The organism is uncultured Paracoccus sp. (assembly GCF_937873615.1).
Taxonomy (GTDB): domain Bacteria; phylum Pseudomonadota; class Alphaproteobacteria; order Rhodobacterales; family Rhodobacteraceae; genus Paracoccus.
The window spans coordinates 47,516-63,369 of record NZ_CALMYP010000024.1 but is presented as its reverse complement, the minus strand read 5'-3'; the positions used below and the strand labels follow the sequence as shown (position 1 = coordinate 63,369).

15 protein-coding genes are annotated in these 15,854 nt (G+C 65.7%); all 15 read left to right on the top strand.

What is annotated here, in order from left to right; translation table 11 throughout:
- Positions 1 to 176: 176 nt before the first annotated feature.
- The 15 genes from Q0330_RS07665 (at position 177) to Q0330_RS07595 (ending at position 15,845) form a co-directional block, all read left to right on the top strand.
- Positions 177 to 467 (top strand): hypothetical protein, encoded by a 291-nt coding sequence (locus Q0330_RS07665; RefSeq protein ID WP_299476846.1) that lies wholly within the window; start codon positions 177 to 179, stop codon positions 465 to 467.
- Entirely contained in the window at positions 373 to 1,536 is a 1,164-nt protein-coding gene (locus Q0330_RS07660) for an enolase C-terminal domain-like protein (protein ID WP_299476844.1), read from the top strand. The genes Q0330_RS07665 and Q0330_RS07660 overlap by 95 nt, the downstream gene beginning before the upstream one ends.
- Positions 1,537 to 1,548: 12 nt before the next feature.
- Positions 1,549 to 2,448, top strand: a complete 900-nt coding sequence (locus Q0330_RS07655) for a dihydrodipicolinate synthase family protein (RefSeq protein ID WP_299476842.1) — start codon at positions 1,549 to 1,551, stop codon at positions 2,446 to 2,448.
- 389 nt (positions 2,449 to 2,837) lie between these two features.
- Complete coding sequence (locus Q0330_RS07650; RefSeq protein WP_299476839.1) at positions 2,838 to 4,064, top strand: efflux RND transporter periplasmic adaptor subunit; 1,227 nt, start codon at positions 2,838 to 2,840, stop codon at positions 4,062 to 4,064.
- The gene (locus tag Q0330_RS07645) at positions 4,061 to 7,210 is read left to right on the top strand and encodes an efflux RND transporter permease subunit (RefSeq protein WP_299476837.1); all 3,150 of its coding nucleotides are present in this window, start codon (positions 4,061 to 4,063) and stop codon (positions 7,208 to 7,210) included. Before Q0330_RS07650 ends, Q0330_RS07645 begins: the two co-directional genes overlap by 4 nt.
- A 156-nt stretch (positions 7,211 to 7,366) precedes the next feature.
- Positions 7,367 to 7,759, top strand: coding sequence for a Rid family hydrolase (locus Q0330_RS07640; RefSeq protein WP_299476833.1), 393 nt, complete (start codon positions 7,367 to 7,369; stop codon positions 7,757 to 7,759).
- Positions 7,756 to 8,535: a glucosamine-6-phosphate deaminase gene (nagB, locus tag Q0330_RS07635; protein WP_299476830.1), complete on the top strand. Its 780-nt coding sequence runs from the start codon at positions 7,756 to 7,758 to the stop codon at positions 8,533 to 8,535. The genes Q0330_RS07640 and nagB overlap by 4 nt, the downstream gene beginning before the upstream one ends.
- Positions 8,536 to 8,566: 31 nt before the next feature.
- Positions 8,567 to 9,487: an ROK family protein gene (locus Q0330_RS07630; RefSeq protein WP_299476828.1), complete on the top strand. Its 921-nt coding sequence runs from the start codon at positions 8,567 to 8,569 to the stop codon at positions 9,485 to 9,487.
- Positions 9,488 to 9,699: 212 nt separating this feature from the next.
- The gene (locus tag Q0330_RS07625; protein WP_299476950.1) at positions 9,700 to 9,999 is read left to right on the top strand and encodes a cytochrome c; all 300 of its coding nucleotides are present in this window, start codon (positions 9,700 to 9,702) and stop codon (positions 9,997 to 9,999) included.
- The gene (locus tag Q0330_RS07620) at positions 9,996 to 11,153 is read left to right on the top strand and encodes a cytochrome D1 domain-containing protein (protein WP_299476824.1); all 1,158 of its coding nucleotides are present in this window, start codon (positions 9,996 to 9,998) and stop codon (positions 11,151 to 11,153) included. Before Q0330_RS07625 ends, Q0330_RS07620 begins: the two co-directional genes overlap by 4 nt.
- 2 nt (positions 11,154 to 11,155) lie before the next feature.
- Complete coding sequence (locus Q0330_RS07615; RefSeq protein WP_299476821.1) at positions 11,156 to 12,148, top strand: AsnC family transcriptional regulator; 993 nt, start codon at positions 11,156 to 11,158, stop codon at positions 12,146 to 12,148.
- Complete coding sequence (locus Q0330_RS07610) at positions 12,148 to 12,621, top strand: Lrp/AsnC family transcriptional regulator (RefSeq protein ID WP_299476818.1); 474 nt, start codon at positions 12,148 to 12,150, stop codon at positions 12,619 to 12,621. Before Q0330_RS07615 ends, Q0330_RS07610 begins: the two co-directional genes overlap by 1 nt.
- A gap of 2 nt (positions 12,622 to 12,623) precedes the next feature.
- On the top strand, positions 12,624 to 13,100 hold the full coding sequence (locus Q0330_RS07605) for an AsnC family transcriptional regulator (protein ID WP_299476947.1): 477 nt from the start codon (positions 12,624 to 12,626) through the stop codon (positions 13,098 to 13,100).
- Positions 13,101 to 13,111: 11 nt separating this feature from the next.
- On the top strand, positions 13,112 to 14,329 hold the full coding sequence (gene nirJ / locus Q0330_RS07600) for a heme d1 biosynthesis radical SAM protein NirJ (protein WP_299476815.1): 1,218 nt from the start codon (positions 13,112 to 13,114) through the stop codon (positions 14,327 to 14,329).
- On the top strand, positions 14,304 to 15,845 hold the full coding sequence (locus Q0330_RS07595) for a cytochrome D1 domain-containing protein (RefSeq protein ID WP_299476813.1): 1,542 nt from the start codon (positions 14,304 to 14,306) through the stop codon (positions 15,843 to 15,845). The genes nirJ and Q0330_RS07595 overlap by 26 nt, the downstream gene beginning before the upstream one ends.
- Positions 15,846 to 15,854: the final 9 nt, after the last annotated feature.

Below are 15,854 nucleotides of genomic sequence, written 5' to 3'. Positions count from 1 at the left end.
TTGTTACGTATTTGCAATGTATTGCACGGGATTTCCATTCTGAGTGTATTCCGCGCAACATCAAGATGTAATTTATATTGTCAAATATGATTGACATCTCACCCGCCCTTCCTACACTTCCCGAAAGGCTGGGGAGTAAGGCCTTTTCGACAACGGCAGAGGAGTGACGGATGCCCATGTTCTGGAAACTTGACCGTATGGCCATACCGGCCTCGGTCTCGGTGCTGGGTCTTGCCGTCGCGGCAGAGGCCCGCGACCAGCGCGGCTGGAACCTGCATGTGCCGGATTATCCCGGCTCGATCGCGATGGATGCTGGTGACCTATGTGCCGCAGATTTCGCTGTGGCTGCCCAATCTGCTGCTGGGGGACTGAATGAAGATCTCGGGTATCACGCTGACGCCGATCCAGACGCATCGGCGCACAGGTTCCATCAGTTCGCACCTGATCCTGCAGATGCATACCGATGAAGGGGTGACGGGTCTGGGCGAGATTTCGGATCTCGACATGTACCGTATGTACATGCCCGATATCGAGGCCGTGCGCATGGGAATCGAAAAGGTCGTGCTGGGCCGCGACCCTTTCGCGATCGAGGCGATGCATCGCGAGATGGCGAATTACCTGCATAACTACTTCGCCTCGGCGCCCAGCTATCCGCCCTTCACGCCCGGCTCGCAGATCGCGGCGGGCATCGACATGGCGTGCTATGACATCATGGGCAAGGCGCTGGATGTGCCGGCCTGCGACCTGTTCGGCGGCCGCGTGCGCGACGGGATCGAGATCTGCTATCCGCTGTTCCAGGTGAAGGCCGAGGCCGATTACGAACGCAATCTCGGCTATATTCAGGAGCTTCTGGATCAGGGGATTTCCCGCTTCCGTTATTATGTCGGGGTCGATTTCGACAAGGACGAGAAATTCCTGACCGCTTTGCGCGACCGTTTCGGGCAACGCGTCATCCTCAAGGCGCTGGATTTCCAGGCCCGCCATTACTGGAAGGACGTGCTGCGCGCCTATGAGTGCCTGAAGCCCTTCGGCTTCGAGGTGATCGAAAGCGTCAGCTGGCGCGAGGATCTGGCCGGCATGGCCGAGATCCGCCGCCGGGTCGAGGCCGATGTCTGCGAACATGCCTCATCCGCCGCGCAGGCGATGGCGCTGATCCGGGCGGGCGCGGTCGACATCTTCAACATCACGGTGAATTCGGGCGGCATCCTGCCGGCGAAGAAGCTGGCGCATCTGGCCGAACTCGCCGGGATCAAGGCGCTGATCGGAACCACGCAGGAGCTTTCCATCGGCACTTCGGCGCAGGCGCATCTGGGGGTGTCGATGGCCGAACTGTCCGCCGCCTCGGACCCGGTCGGGCCGCTGCTTTACGTCGAGGATATCGTGAAAAAGCGCATCCGTTTCGAGGGCAACCGCATCGTTTTGCCCGAAGGCCCCGGCCTTGGCATGGAACTGGACGAGGACGCGCTGGAAGCCCTGCGCGCGCCGCTGGTGGAATGGGACCGGGCCGCGCATGGCGCGGGCTATGTCTCGGATTGATTGGAGAAGATGATGACATTGACACTCGATGAAGCCCTGACCGGCATTTCCGGCATTCTGGTGACCCCTTACGGCGACGATGGAGAGATCGCGCCCGACCGGCTGGTCCCGATCATCGACCGCGCGCTTGGGGCCGGGCTGCACATGCCGGTTGTGAACGGCAATACCGGCGAATTCTACGCGCTCACCACGGACGAGGCCTGCGCCATGGCCGGGGCCGTCTGCGACATGGTCGGGGGCCGGGCGCCGGTGCTGGCCGGCGTCGGGCGCGGCATCCGCGACGCGGTGCGGCTGGCCCGGGCCAGTGCCGATGCCGGGGCCGCGGCGCTGATGATCCACCAGCCGCCGGACCCGTTCACCGCCCCGCGCGGCGTGGTCGATTACCTCAAGGCCATCGCCGATGCCTCGGGCGGGCTGCCGATGATGCTCTATCTGCGCAACGACGCGGTGGGCACGAAATCCATCGAGGCCTTCTGTTCCGCCCCCGGCGTCAAGGGCGTCAAATGGGCGACGCCGAACCCGATGCGCCTGGCCGAGGCGAAAGAGGCCTGCGATCCGGATATCGTCTGGGTTGGCGGGCTGGCCGAGGTCTGGGCGCCCAGCTTCTATGCGGTGGGCGCGCGCGGCTTCACCTCGGGGCTGATCAATCTCTGGCCGGAACGCTCGCTCGCGATCCATGCCGCGCTGGAGGCCGGGGATTACGCCCGCGCCAATGCCCTGATCGCCGGGATGCGCGCCTTCGAGGATATCCGCGCCGAGGAAATGAACGGCACCAATGTCACCGGCGTCAAGGCCGCGCTGCAGGCAATGGGCGACGATTGCGGCCCGACGCGCCCGCCTTCGGCCTGGCCGCTGACCGAGGCGCAGCAGGCGAAGATGCGCGGTTTTCTCAAGGCCAACGGGTTGATCTGAGCCATCGGATTGCCGCATTGCGAACGCACATGGGCCGTCGCTCCATACGGATGGCGGCCTGTGCGCCTGTTCCCGTTTCAAAACACATGCTATAGCCCCGCCGGTCGATCCTGGCCGGCTCTCGCGATATCGTGAGATGGTGACGTGGCGATAGCCTGCGCCATCAGGGAACCGTCCTGTCGCCTTCGCAGTTGAAGCGGCAACGGTTCTGCCCATCCCGCGCCGTTCAGAGCATCCGCGCAGGTTCTCGCCTGCCAGTTGAATGCGGCAGCATTTTGGCAGCTGCGACGACGAACAGAGGTATGTTTATGTCATTAACATAAATTCTGTAGTAACCGGGGGCACAGGCACGCGGCGCGATTCGCCGTCAGCAATGGATCAAGACGAGCATGACCGATCACGACACGGGCCGCGTCCCGCTGAAATTCGAGACCGACAAGGGGGCCTCGCGCTCGATCTGGATCGCGCTTCTGTTGCTGTTGCTGGTCGTGGGCTGGATGGCGAGCAGTATTTTTCTGGCCCCGCCCGCGCCCGAAGACAGCGCCGCAGCCGAGATCCTGCCGCCCCGCGTATTGGTGCGCGAATCCCATGCCGGGCCGGTGACGCTGAATTTCCGCGCCGAGGGTCAGGCCCAGCCCGACCGGGATACTGCGGTGCGGGTCGAGACCTCGGGCACGGTGATCGAGGTGCTGGCCGAGAAGGGCACCGATATCGAGGCCGGCTGGGTGATCGCGCATCTTTCCTCGGACCATGCCGAGGCGACGCTGGAACAGGCGCGCGAGGAACTGGTGCGGGCGCAGCGCGAATTCGACAATGCCAGCCAGTTGCGCGAACGCGGCGTGGCCACCAGCGACCGCGTCAGCGAGGCGCGCGCCGATCTGGCCTCGGCCCAGGCGCAGGTGACGGCAGCCGAGGTGGCGCTCGATGATCTGACCGTGCTGGCACCTTTCTCGGGCCGGATCGAGACCCTGCCGATCAATGAAGGCGAATTTGTCGCCGCGGGCGAGGAAGTCGCGCGGCTGGTCGATAACGATCCGCTGACCGTCACCATTCAGGTGCCGCAGCAATCGCTGAACCGGATCAGGACCGGGCAGATGGCCAAGGTCCAGTTCATCACCGGCCAGGAACGCGACGGCGTGGTCAGCTTCGTCGGCACCGCCGCCGAGGCCGCGACCCGCACCTTTCTGGCCGAGATCGAGATCGACAACCCCGATGGGGCGATCCCGGCGGGCATCTCGGCCGAGATCACCATTCCCACCGGCGAGGAACAGGCGCATTTCATCGAACCCTCCATCGTCTCGCTGGACCCCGAGGGCAATATCGGCGTCAAGATCGAGGAAGACGGCATCGTCCGCTTCGTCCCGATCGAGGTCGCCGATGCCCAGCAGGGCGGGTTCTGGGCCACCGGCCTGCCCGAAACGGCACGGATCGTCACCATCGGTCAGGGTTTCGTCCGCGATGGCGAGGCCGTGCGCGCGCAGCTGGAAAGCGAGGTTGCGGGTGCCGGCGAGGCTGCGGCCGAGGCCGCTGAGTCGGATATCGACACATCGGCGATGACGGCCAATGATGTGCCTGGCAGTGCCGAAATGTCCTCGAATCTGGGACCGGGCCAGTGAACCAGATCATCGACGCCGCCTTTCAGCGCAGCCGGGCGGTCATCATCACGCTGATCCTGGTGCTGCTGGTCGGCACCATCGCCTATGTCTCGATCCCGAAAGAGGCGAATCCGGAAGTGCCGCTGCCGCTGGTTTATGTCGTGACCACGCTGGACGGGATCAGTCCCTCGGATTCCGAGCGTCTGCTGGTCGAACCGATGGAGACCGAGTTCGGCAATATCGAGGGGGTCGAGTTGATGACGGCCACCGCGACCGAGGGCTATGCCGGCATCCTGATCGAATTCGCCGCCGGCGGCGATATCGACGAGGCATTGGACAAGGTTCGCGAGGCGGCCGATACGGCGCAGAACGAACTGCCTGCCGATGCGACCGAAATTTCCGTGGTCGAGATCAATACCGCGCTTTTCCCGATCATCACCGTGGTCCTGTCCGGCCCGGTGCCCGAGCGCACGCTGAACCAATTGGCCGAACAGGCACAGGACGCGTTCGAGGCCATTCCGGGCGTGCTCGAAGCCGATATCGGCGGCGAGCGCGACGAATTTCTGGAAGTGCTGATCGACCCGACGATCTTTCAGACCTACAATCTCGAATTCAGCACGCTGATCTCGCAACTGACGCGCAACAACCAGCTGATCGCGGCAGGTGCCATCGAATCCGGCGGCGGTCGCATGGTGCTGAAGGTGCCCGGCCTGATCGAGGATGTGGCCGATGTCATGGCCATGCCGGTCAAGGTCAATGGCGATACGGTCGTGACCTTCGCCGATGTGGCGACGGTGCGGCGCACCTTCGAGGACCCGACCGGCTATGCCCGCATCGACGGCCAGCCGGCCCTGTCGCTGGAGATCAAGAAGCGCTCAGGCGCCAATATCATCGACACCGTGGCGGCGGTGAAACAGGCAGTCGAGGCGATGCGCGCCGATTGGCCCGAAAGCGTCGACGTGGCCTATCTGCAGGACCAGAGCACCGAGGTCGACACCCTGCTGACCAGTCTGGAAAACAACGTACTGGTGGCGATCTTTCTGGTCATGATCGTCATCGTGATCGCGCTTGGCCTGCGTTCGGCGGTGCTGGTCGGTTTGTCGATTCCGGGCGCTTTCATGGCCGGGGTCGCGGTGATCTGGGCCATGGGCTATACGATGAATATCGTCGTGCTGTTCGCGCTGATCCTGGTCGTGGGGATGCTGGTCGATGGTGCCATCGTCACCGCCGAGCTTGCCGACCGCCGCCTTCAGGAAGGGGATGCGCCGAAACGGGCCTATTCCTTCGCCGCCAAGCGCATGGCCTGGCCGATCATCTCCTCGACGCTGACGACGCTCAGCGTGTTCTTCCCGCTGCTTTTCTGGCCCGGCATCATCGGCGGTTTCATGAAATACCTGCCGATCACCGTGCTGATGACGCTGACGGCGTCGCTGTTCACGGCGCTGATCTTCATTCCCGTGGTCGGTGGCGCCATCGGTCGCGCCCGGCCGCGCACGGCGAATGAGAAGATGGCGCTTCATGCCTCCGAATACGGCGATCCGCGCCGCGCGCCCGGCGCGACCGGGCTTTACGTGAAGGTGCTGGAACAGGCGATCCTGCGACCCTGGACGGTGGTGGTTCTGGCACTGGCGCTGCTGATCGGCTCGTTCACGCTGTACGGTCAGTTCGGGCGCGGGCTCAGCTTCTTTCCCGATGTCGAGCCGGAATTCATGCAGGTCCAGATCCGCACCAAGGACAATCTTTCGATCTACGAACGCGACGATCTGGTGCGTCAGGTCGAGGCGCGCATTCTCGGCATGGATGGGATCGAGCGGGTCTATGCGCGCTCCAATCTCGGCAGCACCGGCAGCGATGACGAGGATATCGCCGGCACCATCCAACTCGACCTGGAAGACTGGGATACCCGCGCCACCGCCAAGGATATCGGAGAGACGATCCGCGCGAATGTCGACGACATCCCCGGCATCGAAATCCAGATCGAGATCGCCGCCGGTGGCCCGCCCGAGGGCAAGCCGGTCAATCTGCGCGTCACCGCCCGCACGCTGGACAGCCAGAATGCGGCGGTCGATCAGGTGCTGGGCATCATGCAGGAAATCGGCGGCTTCGTCGATGTGACCGACGACAGGCCGCTTGCGGGCGTCGAGATCGCCATCAATGTGAACCGCGCCGAGGCGGCGCGCTTCGGGGCCGATGTCAGCCTGCTGGGGCAGGCGGTGCAATTGCTGACCCAGGGCATCACCGTGACCGATTACCGCCCCACCGATGCCGAGGGCGAGATGGATATCCGCGTCCGCTTCCCTGCCGAGGCGCGGTCCTTGGGAGAGTTGGCTAATTTGCGGGTGCCGACAACCTCGGGGCTGGTGCCGATCTCGAACTTCGTCTCCTTCGCTCCGGCCGAGCGGGTGGGGGTGATCCACCATATCAACGAGCGCCGTGTCATCAGTGTCGAGGCCAATGTCGGCCCCGGCCTGCTGGTCAACGATCAGGTGGTGAAGCTGCAACAGGCGCTGGCATCGGCAGATCTGCCCGAGGGAACCACCTATGAATTCGCCGGCGAGGCCGAGGACCAGACCGAAGCCATGACCTTCCTCATCAGCGCCTTTTTCGCCGCCGTGGTGCTGATGTTCATGATCCTGCTTCTGCAGTTCAACAGCTTCTATCAGGCCTTCGTGGTGATGAGCGCGATCATCTTCTCCATCGCCGGGGTGCTGCTGGGGCTGGTGGTGACCGGGCGTCCCTTCGGCATCGTCATGGGCGGGGTCGGGGTGATCGCCCTGGCCGGGATCGTGGTGAACAACAATATCGTGCTGATCGACGCCTATAACGATTTCCGCAAGCAGGGCATGGTCCCGCTGGAGGCTGCGTTGCGCACCGGGGCGCAGCGTCTGCGCCCGGTCTTTCTGACCTCGATCACCACCGCGCTTGGCCTGATGCCGATGGTGATCGGGCTGGATATCGACTTTGTCGATCGCAGCATCGAATATGGCGCGCCCTCGACCCAGTACTGGACCGAGCTGTCTTCGGCCATTGCCGGCGGGCTGGTCATAGCCACGGTGCTGACCCTGATCGTCACCCCGGCCATGCTGATGCTGCGCGACAACCGTGCATCAAAGCGCCGGTCGGCCGAGCCTGCCGGCGCTGCGCCCGGCGGGGCTGTCACCGGCTGAGCGTGCCGGCCACCTGCAAAGGGCCGGGCGGGTAGCAAGCTTTCGCATGTCACGAGAGAAAATTATTTACTCATGCAGGCGATTTCGTCCATGTCATCGCTGGATTTCGCCATTTGACAGCAGTATTGTGAAAATGAATTACCTAGGAGCGCCGCCATGACCGACCCCCGCCTGATCCGCTTTGATACCGCCGATGCGCAGGCCGGCGGCACCCGTCGCCCCTTTGCCAAGGCCGTGCGCGCGGGCGATTATGTGCATGTCTCGGGCCAGGTGCCGACCGTGGACGGAGAGGTCGTGCAGGGCGGCATCGTCGCCCAGACCGAACAGGTGATCGAGAATATCAAATCCGTGCTGGCGCTTGCCGGATGCGGGCTGGAAGATGTCATCAAGGTCAATTGCTGGCTCGACGATCCGCGCGATTTCACCAGCTTCAACGCGGTGTTTGAGAAGCATTTCATCGACCATCCGCCGGCCCGCTCGACCGTGCAGTCGCGGCTGATGATCGACGCCAAGATCGAGATCGACGCCCTCGCCTGGAAACCCCTGTGAAGGTCCTGATCCATCCGACGCCGGAACTCGCCGTCGCCCGCGCCGCCGGGCTGATCGCGGCGCGGCTTGAGGCGCAGCCAGCGACGGTGCTGGGTCTTGCCACCGGCGGCACGATGGAGGCGGTCTATGCCCGCCTGATCGCCGCCCATCGCGCCGGCGGGGTCAGCTTCGCCCGGGCACGCTCGTTCAATCTCGACGAATATGTCGAGCTGTCGCCGGACCACCCCCGCTCCTACTGGCGCTACATGCGCGAGCAACTGTTCGACCATGTCGATTTCGCCCCCGGTGCGACCCACCTGCCGCGCGGCGACGCCGCCGACCCCGAGGCCGAGGCCGAGGCTTACGAACAGGCGATCCGCGAGGCCGGCGATATCGGTCTGCAACTGCTGGGCCTGGGCGCGAACGGGCATATCGGCTTCAACGAACCGACCTCCAGCCTTGCCTCGCTGACGCGGATCAAGACGCTCACCCGCTCGACCCGAGAGGCCAATGCCCGCTATTTCGACGACCCGGCCGAGGTTCCCCGGCTGGCCATCACCATGGGCATCGGCACCATCCTGCGCGCCGATCAGATCGTGCTGCTGGCCTATGGCTCCGCCAAGGCCGAGGCCGCTGCGGCGATGATCGAGGGGCCGCTTTCGGCCTCTTGCCCGGCATCCGCCCTGCAGATGCACCGCAAGGCGGTGATCGTGCTCGATCAGGCGGCGGCCTCTGGCTTGAAGCTCCGCGATTATTATGACGAGGTGCATCCCGAGGGGCGCGAGGCGGCGATCTGAGCGCGTTCAGGTGACAAGTGAAGGGTGCCGGATGATCCTGTGTTTCGATATCGGCGGCAGCGCCATCAAGATCGGCCATGCCTATGCCGTGGACGATCTGCGCCCGCAGGGCCGCGTGCCGACGCCCGGCCATGATTTTGCGGCCTTTACCGAGGCCCTGCGCGCCGCCATCGCGTCCGCGCCCGAGCCGCCGGCGCGGCTGGCCTTTTCCATCGCCGGCGCCGTCGATCCGGCAACCGGGCACGCCACCGTCGCCAATATTCCCTGCCTCGGCGGGCGGCCCTTGGCCCACGATCTCAGCGCGGCACTTGGTCTGCCGGTCGATCTCGGCAACGATGCCGATTGCTTCGCCTTGGCCGAGGCCGCCATCGGCGCGGGCCGGGGGCACGAGGTAGTGCTGGGCGTGATCCTCGGCACCGGGATCGGCGGCGGGCTGGTGGTGCGCGGACGGCTGATCAACGCGGCGGGCGGCGTGGCCGGCGAATGGGGTCACGGCGCCGTCGCGCAGCGCGTCGTCGGCGACCCGCCCGTGGTGCTGCCGGCCTTTCCCTGCGGCTGCGGCAGTTCCGGCTGCCTCGACGCGGTCTGCGGCGCGCGCGGGTTGGAACGGCTGCACAGCTATCTTCACCCCGGCGCGGTGCTGGACTGCCCGGCCATCGTCGCCGGATGGGAGGCGGACAGGGCCGAGGAAAGCCGCAGCATCGCCCTCTGGCTGGAGATACTGACCGGCCCGCTGACCATGGTCCAGAACATGATCGGCGCCGGGATCATCGCCGTGGGTGGCGGTTTGGCCAATTCGCGCCCGCTGGTCGCGGCGCTCGATCTTGCGGTTCGCGACAAGGTGCTGTGGAAGCGCGATCAGCCGTTGATCGTGCCCGCCGAATGCCGGATCGAGCCGGGTCTGGTCGGTGCCGCCATCCTCGGGCTGAACAGCCTGCGCGACGGGGGCTGATCGCCCGCGCCGGGAAAATTCCCGCCCCCTGTTGACCGACGTCAAAGCCCGCCGTGCCGAGTTCGGGCAGGAAGATGCGCAGGTAATCCAGCAAGATGGGGCTGCCAGACGGCATGTCGACCCGCGCAAGATATTTCCGCAACCGCTTGAATACCGGCGCGACCTTTCGCACCGGGCTGCGGCGCGCAGGCCTTGCCGGCGCGGCCCTGGCTCTGGCGGCGCTTTCCGCGCTTGTCGCCCCGCTTGCCGCGCAGGCCATCACCGATTCCCGCGCCGATGAGCTGCGCCACCTGGTCCGTCAGGATTGCGGATCGTGCCACGGGCTCAGGCTGACCGGCGGCCTCGGCGCGCCGATCACCGCCGAGGCGCTGGAAGGCCGCGATCCCGACGATCTCGCGCTGCTGATCCTCGACGGGATGCCGGGCACCGCCATGCCCGGCTGGCGCCCGCTGCTTGAGGAAAACGAGGCGCGCTGGATCGCCGAATATCTTCTGAAAGGGGACCAGCCATGATCCTTCGCGCCCTCGCCGCAGCCCTTCTTCTTGCCATGGCCCTGCCATCCGGGGCCGAGGAGTTGCGCGGCACCGGCGATCTCGGGCTGGTGGTCGAACGCGAGGCCGGCTCGCTTCTGGTCGTCGACCGTTCCGAACGCGCCGCCCTTGGCCGGATCGAGGGGCTGGGCGATCTGTCCCATGCCAGCCTCGTCTATGCCCCGGACGAGCGTTTCGCCTATGTCTTCGGTCGCGACGGCGGGCTGACCAAGGTCGATATCCTGACCCGAAGCGTGGTCAAGCGCGTGGTGCAGGGCGGCAATTCCATCGGCGGCGCGATTTCCGACGATGGCAGGCTGGTTGCGGTGTCGAATTACGAACCCGGCGGGGTCAAGGTCTTCGATGCCGAGACGCTGGATCTGGTTGCCGATATCCCGATGAACTCCAAGACCGTGGGCATCGCCGATGTGCCGGGCCGCCGTTTCGCCGTCGCCACCTGGGACACGGGCGAGGTCTGGTTGCTGGACTTCTCAGCCGGCGACACTGACCCGGCCATCACCCGGCTGGAAGGGATCGGGGCCAATCCCTATGACGCGCTGCTGACCGGCGACGGGCGCACCTATATCGTCGGGCTTTTCGGCGAGAAGGGGCTGACCGCCATCGACCTGTGGAAGGACCCGCCCGAGGTCACGCATTTCCTGCCGGATTACGGCAAGGACCAGCCCGACCTGCCGGTCTACAAGATGCCGCATCTGCAGGGCTGGACGCTGGCCGACGGGGTTTTCGCGCTGCCGGCGGTGGGTCTGCACCAGCTGCTCTGGGTCGATGCCGGAAACCTGCACGAGATCGGGCGCACCGATCTTCTGGGCCAGCCGGTCTTTGCCGTGGCACGCCCCGACAAGCGCGAGATCTGGGTGAATTTCGCCCCGCCCGACAATGGCTCGGTCCAGGTGGTCGATGCGCTGACCCATGAGGTCACCGATACCCTGACCCCCGGCAAGGGCGTGCTGCACATGGAATTCGCCCCGCGCGGCACCGAGGTCTGGCTGTCGGTGCGTGACGAGAACCGCATCGAGATCCGCGATGCCCATACGCGCGAGGTGCTGGGCGAAATCCCGGCGCAGGCACCTTCGGGCATCTTCTTCACCGACCGCGCACATCGGACAGGGCTGTAATCATGATGGATATTGACCTGCATCTGCTCGACGATTTCCAGCGCGACCTGCCGCTGGTGCCGCAACCCTTCGCCGCCATGGGCGCGCGGCTGGGCGTGACCGAGGCCGAGGTGATCGCCCGGCTGCGCCACCTGCATCAGGCCGGCCGCATCGCCCGCGTCGGCGCCACCTGCCGGCCGAATACGGCCGGGGCCTCGACGCTGGCGGCGCTCAGCGCCCCCGAGGGCCGGATCGAGGAGGTGGCCGCCATCGTCGGCGCCGAGCCGGGCGTGAACCATTCCTATCTGCGCGAGAATGCCTGGAATATCTGGTTCGTGGCCACCGCGCCGGATCAGGCCGCGCTGGCCGAAAGCCTGTCGCGGATCGAGGCGGCCTCGGGGCTGAACGTGCTGTCCCTGCCGCTGGTGCGCGCCTTCAATATCGACCTCGGCTTCCCGCTGGAGGGGCCGCGGCGCAGCATGGGCCTCGACCGGCCCGCCGATGAAGGCGCGATCCGCCCCGGGGACCGCGAGATCATGCAGGCGCTGTCCTCGGGTCTGGCGCTGGTGCCGCATCCCTTCGCCGCGCTGGCCCGCGATCTGGGTCGGGACGAGGCCGCGATCATCGCCCGCATCGAAGCCCTGTCGCAAGCCCGCATCCTGACCCGCGTCGGCGTGATCGTGCGCCACCGCGCCCTTGGCTGGCGCGAGAATGCCATGGTCACCTGGCGCCTGCCCGAAGCTGAAATCGAAGACGCGGGCCGCGCCCTTGCCGGCCTGCCCGGCGTGACCCTGTGCTATCAGCGCCGCACCGTGCCGGGCCTCTGGGACTGGCCGCTTTTCTGCATGATCCACGCCCGCAGCCGCGAGGAGGCGCTGGCCACCCTCGATTGCGCAAGGGCCTTGCCGCAATTGCACGAGGTGCCGCATCAGGTCCTGTTCTCGACCCGCTGCTTCCGCCAACGCGGCGCGTTGATCGCCGATGCCCCGCCCCCCCGCAAGGGGAGGGCCGCGTGATGCGCCGTCAGGTTCTTCCCGAAGACGCGCTCGACGCCACCGACCGCGCCATCCTGAACGCGTTGCAGGACGGCTTTCCGCTGGTCCCCGAACCGTTCGAGGAGGCCGGGCGCGCGCTTGGCATCCCGGGCGAGGACCTGGTCTCGCGCCTGACCCATCTGCGCCATATCGGTGCCATCACCCGTTTCGGCCCCTTCTATGACGCGGCGGCCATGGGCGGGGCCTTCTGCCTGTGCGCGCTCTCGGCGCCCGAGGCGCTGTTCGACGGTGTCGCCGCCCTGGTGAACGCCCATCCCGAGGTCGCGCATAATTACCGCCGCGATCACGAGTTGAACATGTGGTTCGTGCTGGCCACCGACCGGCCCGAGGCCATCGGCGAGACCTGCGAGAGGATCGAGGCTGAGACCGGGCTGAAGGTCTGGCAATTCCCCAAACTCGAAGAATTCTTCATCGGCTTCCGGGTGCCCGCATGAGCATGATCGACAGCATCGACCGCCGCGTCATCGCCGCCACCCAGGCCGGGTTGCCGCTGACCGACCGCCCCTATGCGCAGGTCGCCGAAACCCTGGGGCTGAGCGAGCAGGAGGTGATCGACCGCCTCGCCGCGATGCAGGAACGCGGTATCATACGGCGCATCGCACTGGCCCCGAACCACTACGCACTTGGCATGGTCGCCAACGGGATGAGCGTCTGGGACGTGGATGATGCCCGCGCCTCGGATTTCGGTCGCCGCATCGGGGCGCTCGATTTCGTGACCCATTGCTACCTGCGCCCGCGCGCGCCGGTCTGGCGCTATAACCTGTTCGCGATGCTGCACGGCACCTCGCGGCAGGAGGTCGAGGAGAAGCGCGCCATCATCCGCAAGATGCTTGGCGATGCCTGCACCGCCTGCGATATCCTCTATTCCACCCGGATCCTGAAAAAGACCGGCCTGCGCCTGCAGAACGGCTGAAAGGAAGCTCCATGTTCCGCCTGACCCAATACATGCACCAGCTTGTCACGCCGACGCCGGCCCGCCGCCGCTCGGGGCCGGTCAAGCCGGTGGTGATCTGGAACCTGACGCGCAGCTGCAACCTGAAATGCCGCCATTGCTATACCGTTTCCGCCGACCGCCCCTTTCCGGGCGAGCTGACGCATGAACAGGCGATGGGTGTGCTGCACGACCTGTCGGATTTCCGGATCCCGGCGCTGATCCTCTCGGGCGGAGAGCCGATGTCGCGCTTCGATTTCTGGGAGCTGGCCGAGGAAGCCCGGCGGCTGAATTTCCGCCACCTGTCGCTGTCCACGAATGGCACCAAGATCAATGCCGGCAATATCGACCGGCTGGCCGATCTGGGCTTCGACTATGTGGGCATCTCGCTCGATGGCATCGGTGAGGTCAATGACTGGTTCCGCGGCGTCGAAGGTGCCTTCGATCAGGCGCTGGAAGGGGTGCGGGCCTGCAAGGCGCGTGGCGTCAAGGTCGGGCTGCGCTTCACCATCACCGATGGCAATGCCCATCACCTGCCGGCGATGCTGGACCTGTGCCAGAACGAGGGCGTGGACAAGTTCTATCTCTCGCACCTCGTCTATGCCGGGCGCGGCGACAAGCACCGGGGCGAGGATGCAGAGCACGACCATACCCGCCGCGCCATGGACCTGCTGATCGAGCGTGCCTGGGCCGCCGTTCAGGCCGGCGCGCCTTTCGAGGTCGTGACCGGCAATAACGATGCCGACGCGGTCTATTTCCTGAACTGGGCGGCGCGGAACTTCCCCGCCGATGCGGTCGCCAACCTGCGCGAACATCTGGAGGCCTGGGGCGGCAATTCCTCGGGGCTCGGCGTCGGCAATATCGACCCGCAGGGCAAGGTCCATCCCGATACCTACTGGTCCGATTACACCGTCGGTTCGGTGAAGGAGCAGCCCTTCTCTGCGATCTGGACCGGGGATGACCCGATCCTGAAAACGCTGCGCACCCGCCCGCGCCCGCTGACCGGGCGTTGCGGGGCCTGCGCCCATCAGGCGGTCTGCGGCGGCAATACCCGCATCCGCGCCCTGCAACTGACCGGCGACCCCTGGGCCGAAGATCCCGCCTGCTATCTGTCCGCGCGCGAAATCGGGATCGGCGATGCCGATGCCGCCCGCCTCTCTGTCACGCCTTTCCGGGGAAAAAGCCATGATCCGGCGCATCGTTTCGTCTAGTCTTCTCGCGTTGCTGCCGCTGGCCGCCGGGGCCGATCCCGCCACCGATTTCGCCGATCACTGCGCCGCCTGCCATGGCGAGGATCGCCTTGGCGGCACCGGCCCGGCGCTGATTCCCGAAACGCTGGGGCGGGTGAAGGGCCTCGATGCGGTGATTTCGCAGGGCCGTCCCTCGACCCAGATGGCCGGGTTCGCGGACCAGTTGAGCGAGGATCAGATTGCCGGGCTGGTCGAATATGTGACCGCGCCGCTCGGCTTCCATCCCGAATGGACGCCCGAACAGATGGCCGAAAGCCGGCAGATGAACCCGGATTACCAGCCCGCCGAGGCGCCGGTCTTCAGCGCGGATCCGCTGAACATCACCCTTGTCGTGGAAACCGGCGATCACCATGTCAGCGTGCTCGACGGCGACACGTTCGAGGTGCTGGACCGCTTCGCCACCCCCTTCGCCGTCCATGGCGGGCCGAAATTCAGCCCCGACGGGCGCTATGTCTTCATCATGTCCCGCGACGGCTGGGTGCAGAAATACGACATCTGGTCGCTGCAGGAAGTGGGCCGCATCCGCGCCGCGCTGAACAGCCGCAATATCGCCATGAGCCATGACGGCAAATGGCTCGCGGTGGCGAATTACCTGCCGGCGAGCCTGACCATCCTGTCGACCGACGACCTCTCGCCCGAGAAGATCATTCCGGTCGTGGCCCGCGACGGCAGCGAAAGCCGGGTCTCGGCGGTCTATCAGGCACCGGATCGCAAGTCCTTCGTGCTGGCGCTCAAGGACGCCCCCGAGATCTGGGAGATCGCCACCGACCCCGAGGCCGGCCCCTTCCATGACGGTTTCGTGCACAGCTATGAAAAGGACATGGAAGAAGCGCTCGGCGCCGAGGAAGGGCTTTTCGCCCGCCGCCGCATCCTGACCGATGAACCGCTGGACGATTTCTTCTTCACCCCCGATTACCGCAACCTGATCGGCACCAATCGAGAGGGCGACAAGGGCGTGGTCGTCAACCTCGATGTCGGTCGCGAGATCGCCGAACTGCCGCTGCCGGGGATGCCGCATCTGGGCTCGGGCATCACCTGGGAACGCGACGGCCACCGGGTCATGGCCACCCCGCATCTGAACGAGGGCGTGATCTCGGTCATCGACATGGACGACTGGTCGCTGGTCAAGCAGATCCAGACCGACGGGCCGGGCTTCTTCCTGCGCAGCCATTCGGCCAGCCCCTACCTCTGGGCCGATGTCTTCTTCGGGCCGCACAAGGACGAGATGCTGGTGATCGACAAGCAATCGCTTGAGATCGTCAAGGTGCTGACACCTTTCCCCGGCAAGACCTTCGCCCATACCGAATTCACCCGCGACGGCAGCCATGTGCTGGCCTCGCTGTGGGAGGATGACGGTGCCGTTGTGATCTATGACGCGAAGACGCTGGAGGAGGTGAAGCGCCTGCCGATGCGCAAGCCCTCGGGCAAGTATAACGTCTGGAACAAGATCAGTTTCGAGGACGGCACCAGCCATTAAGGCGCATCT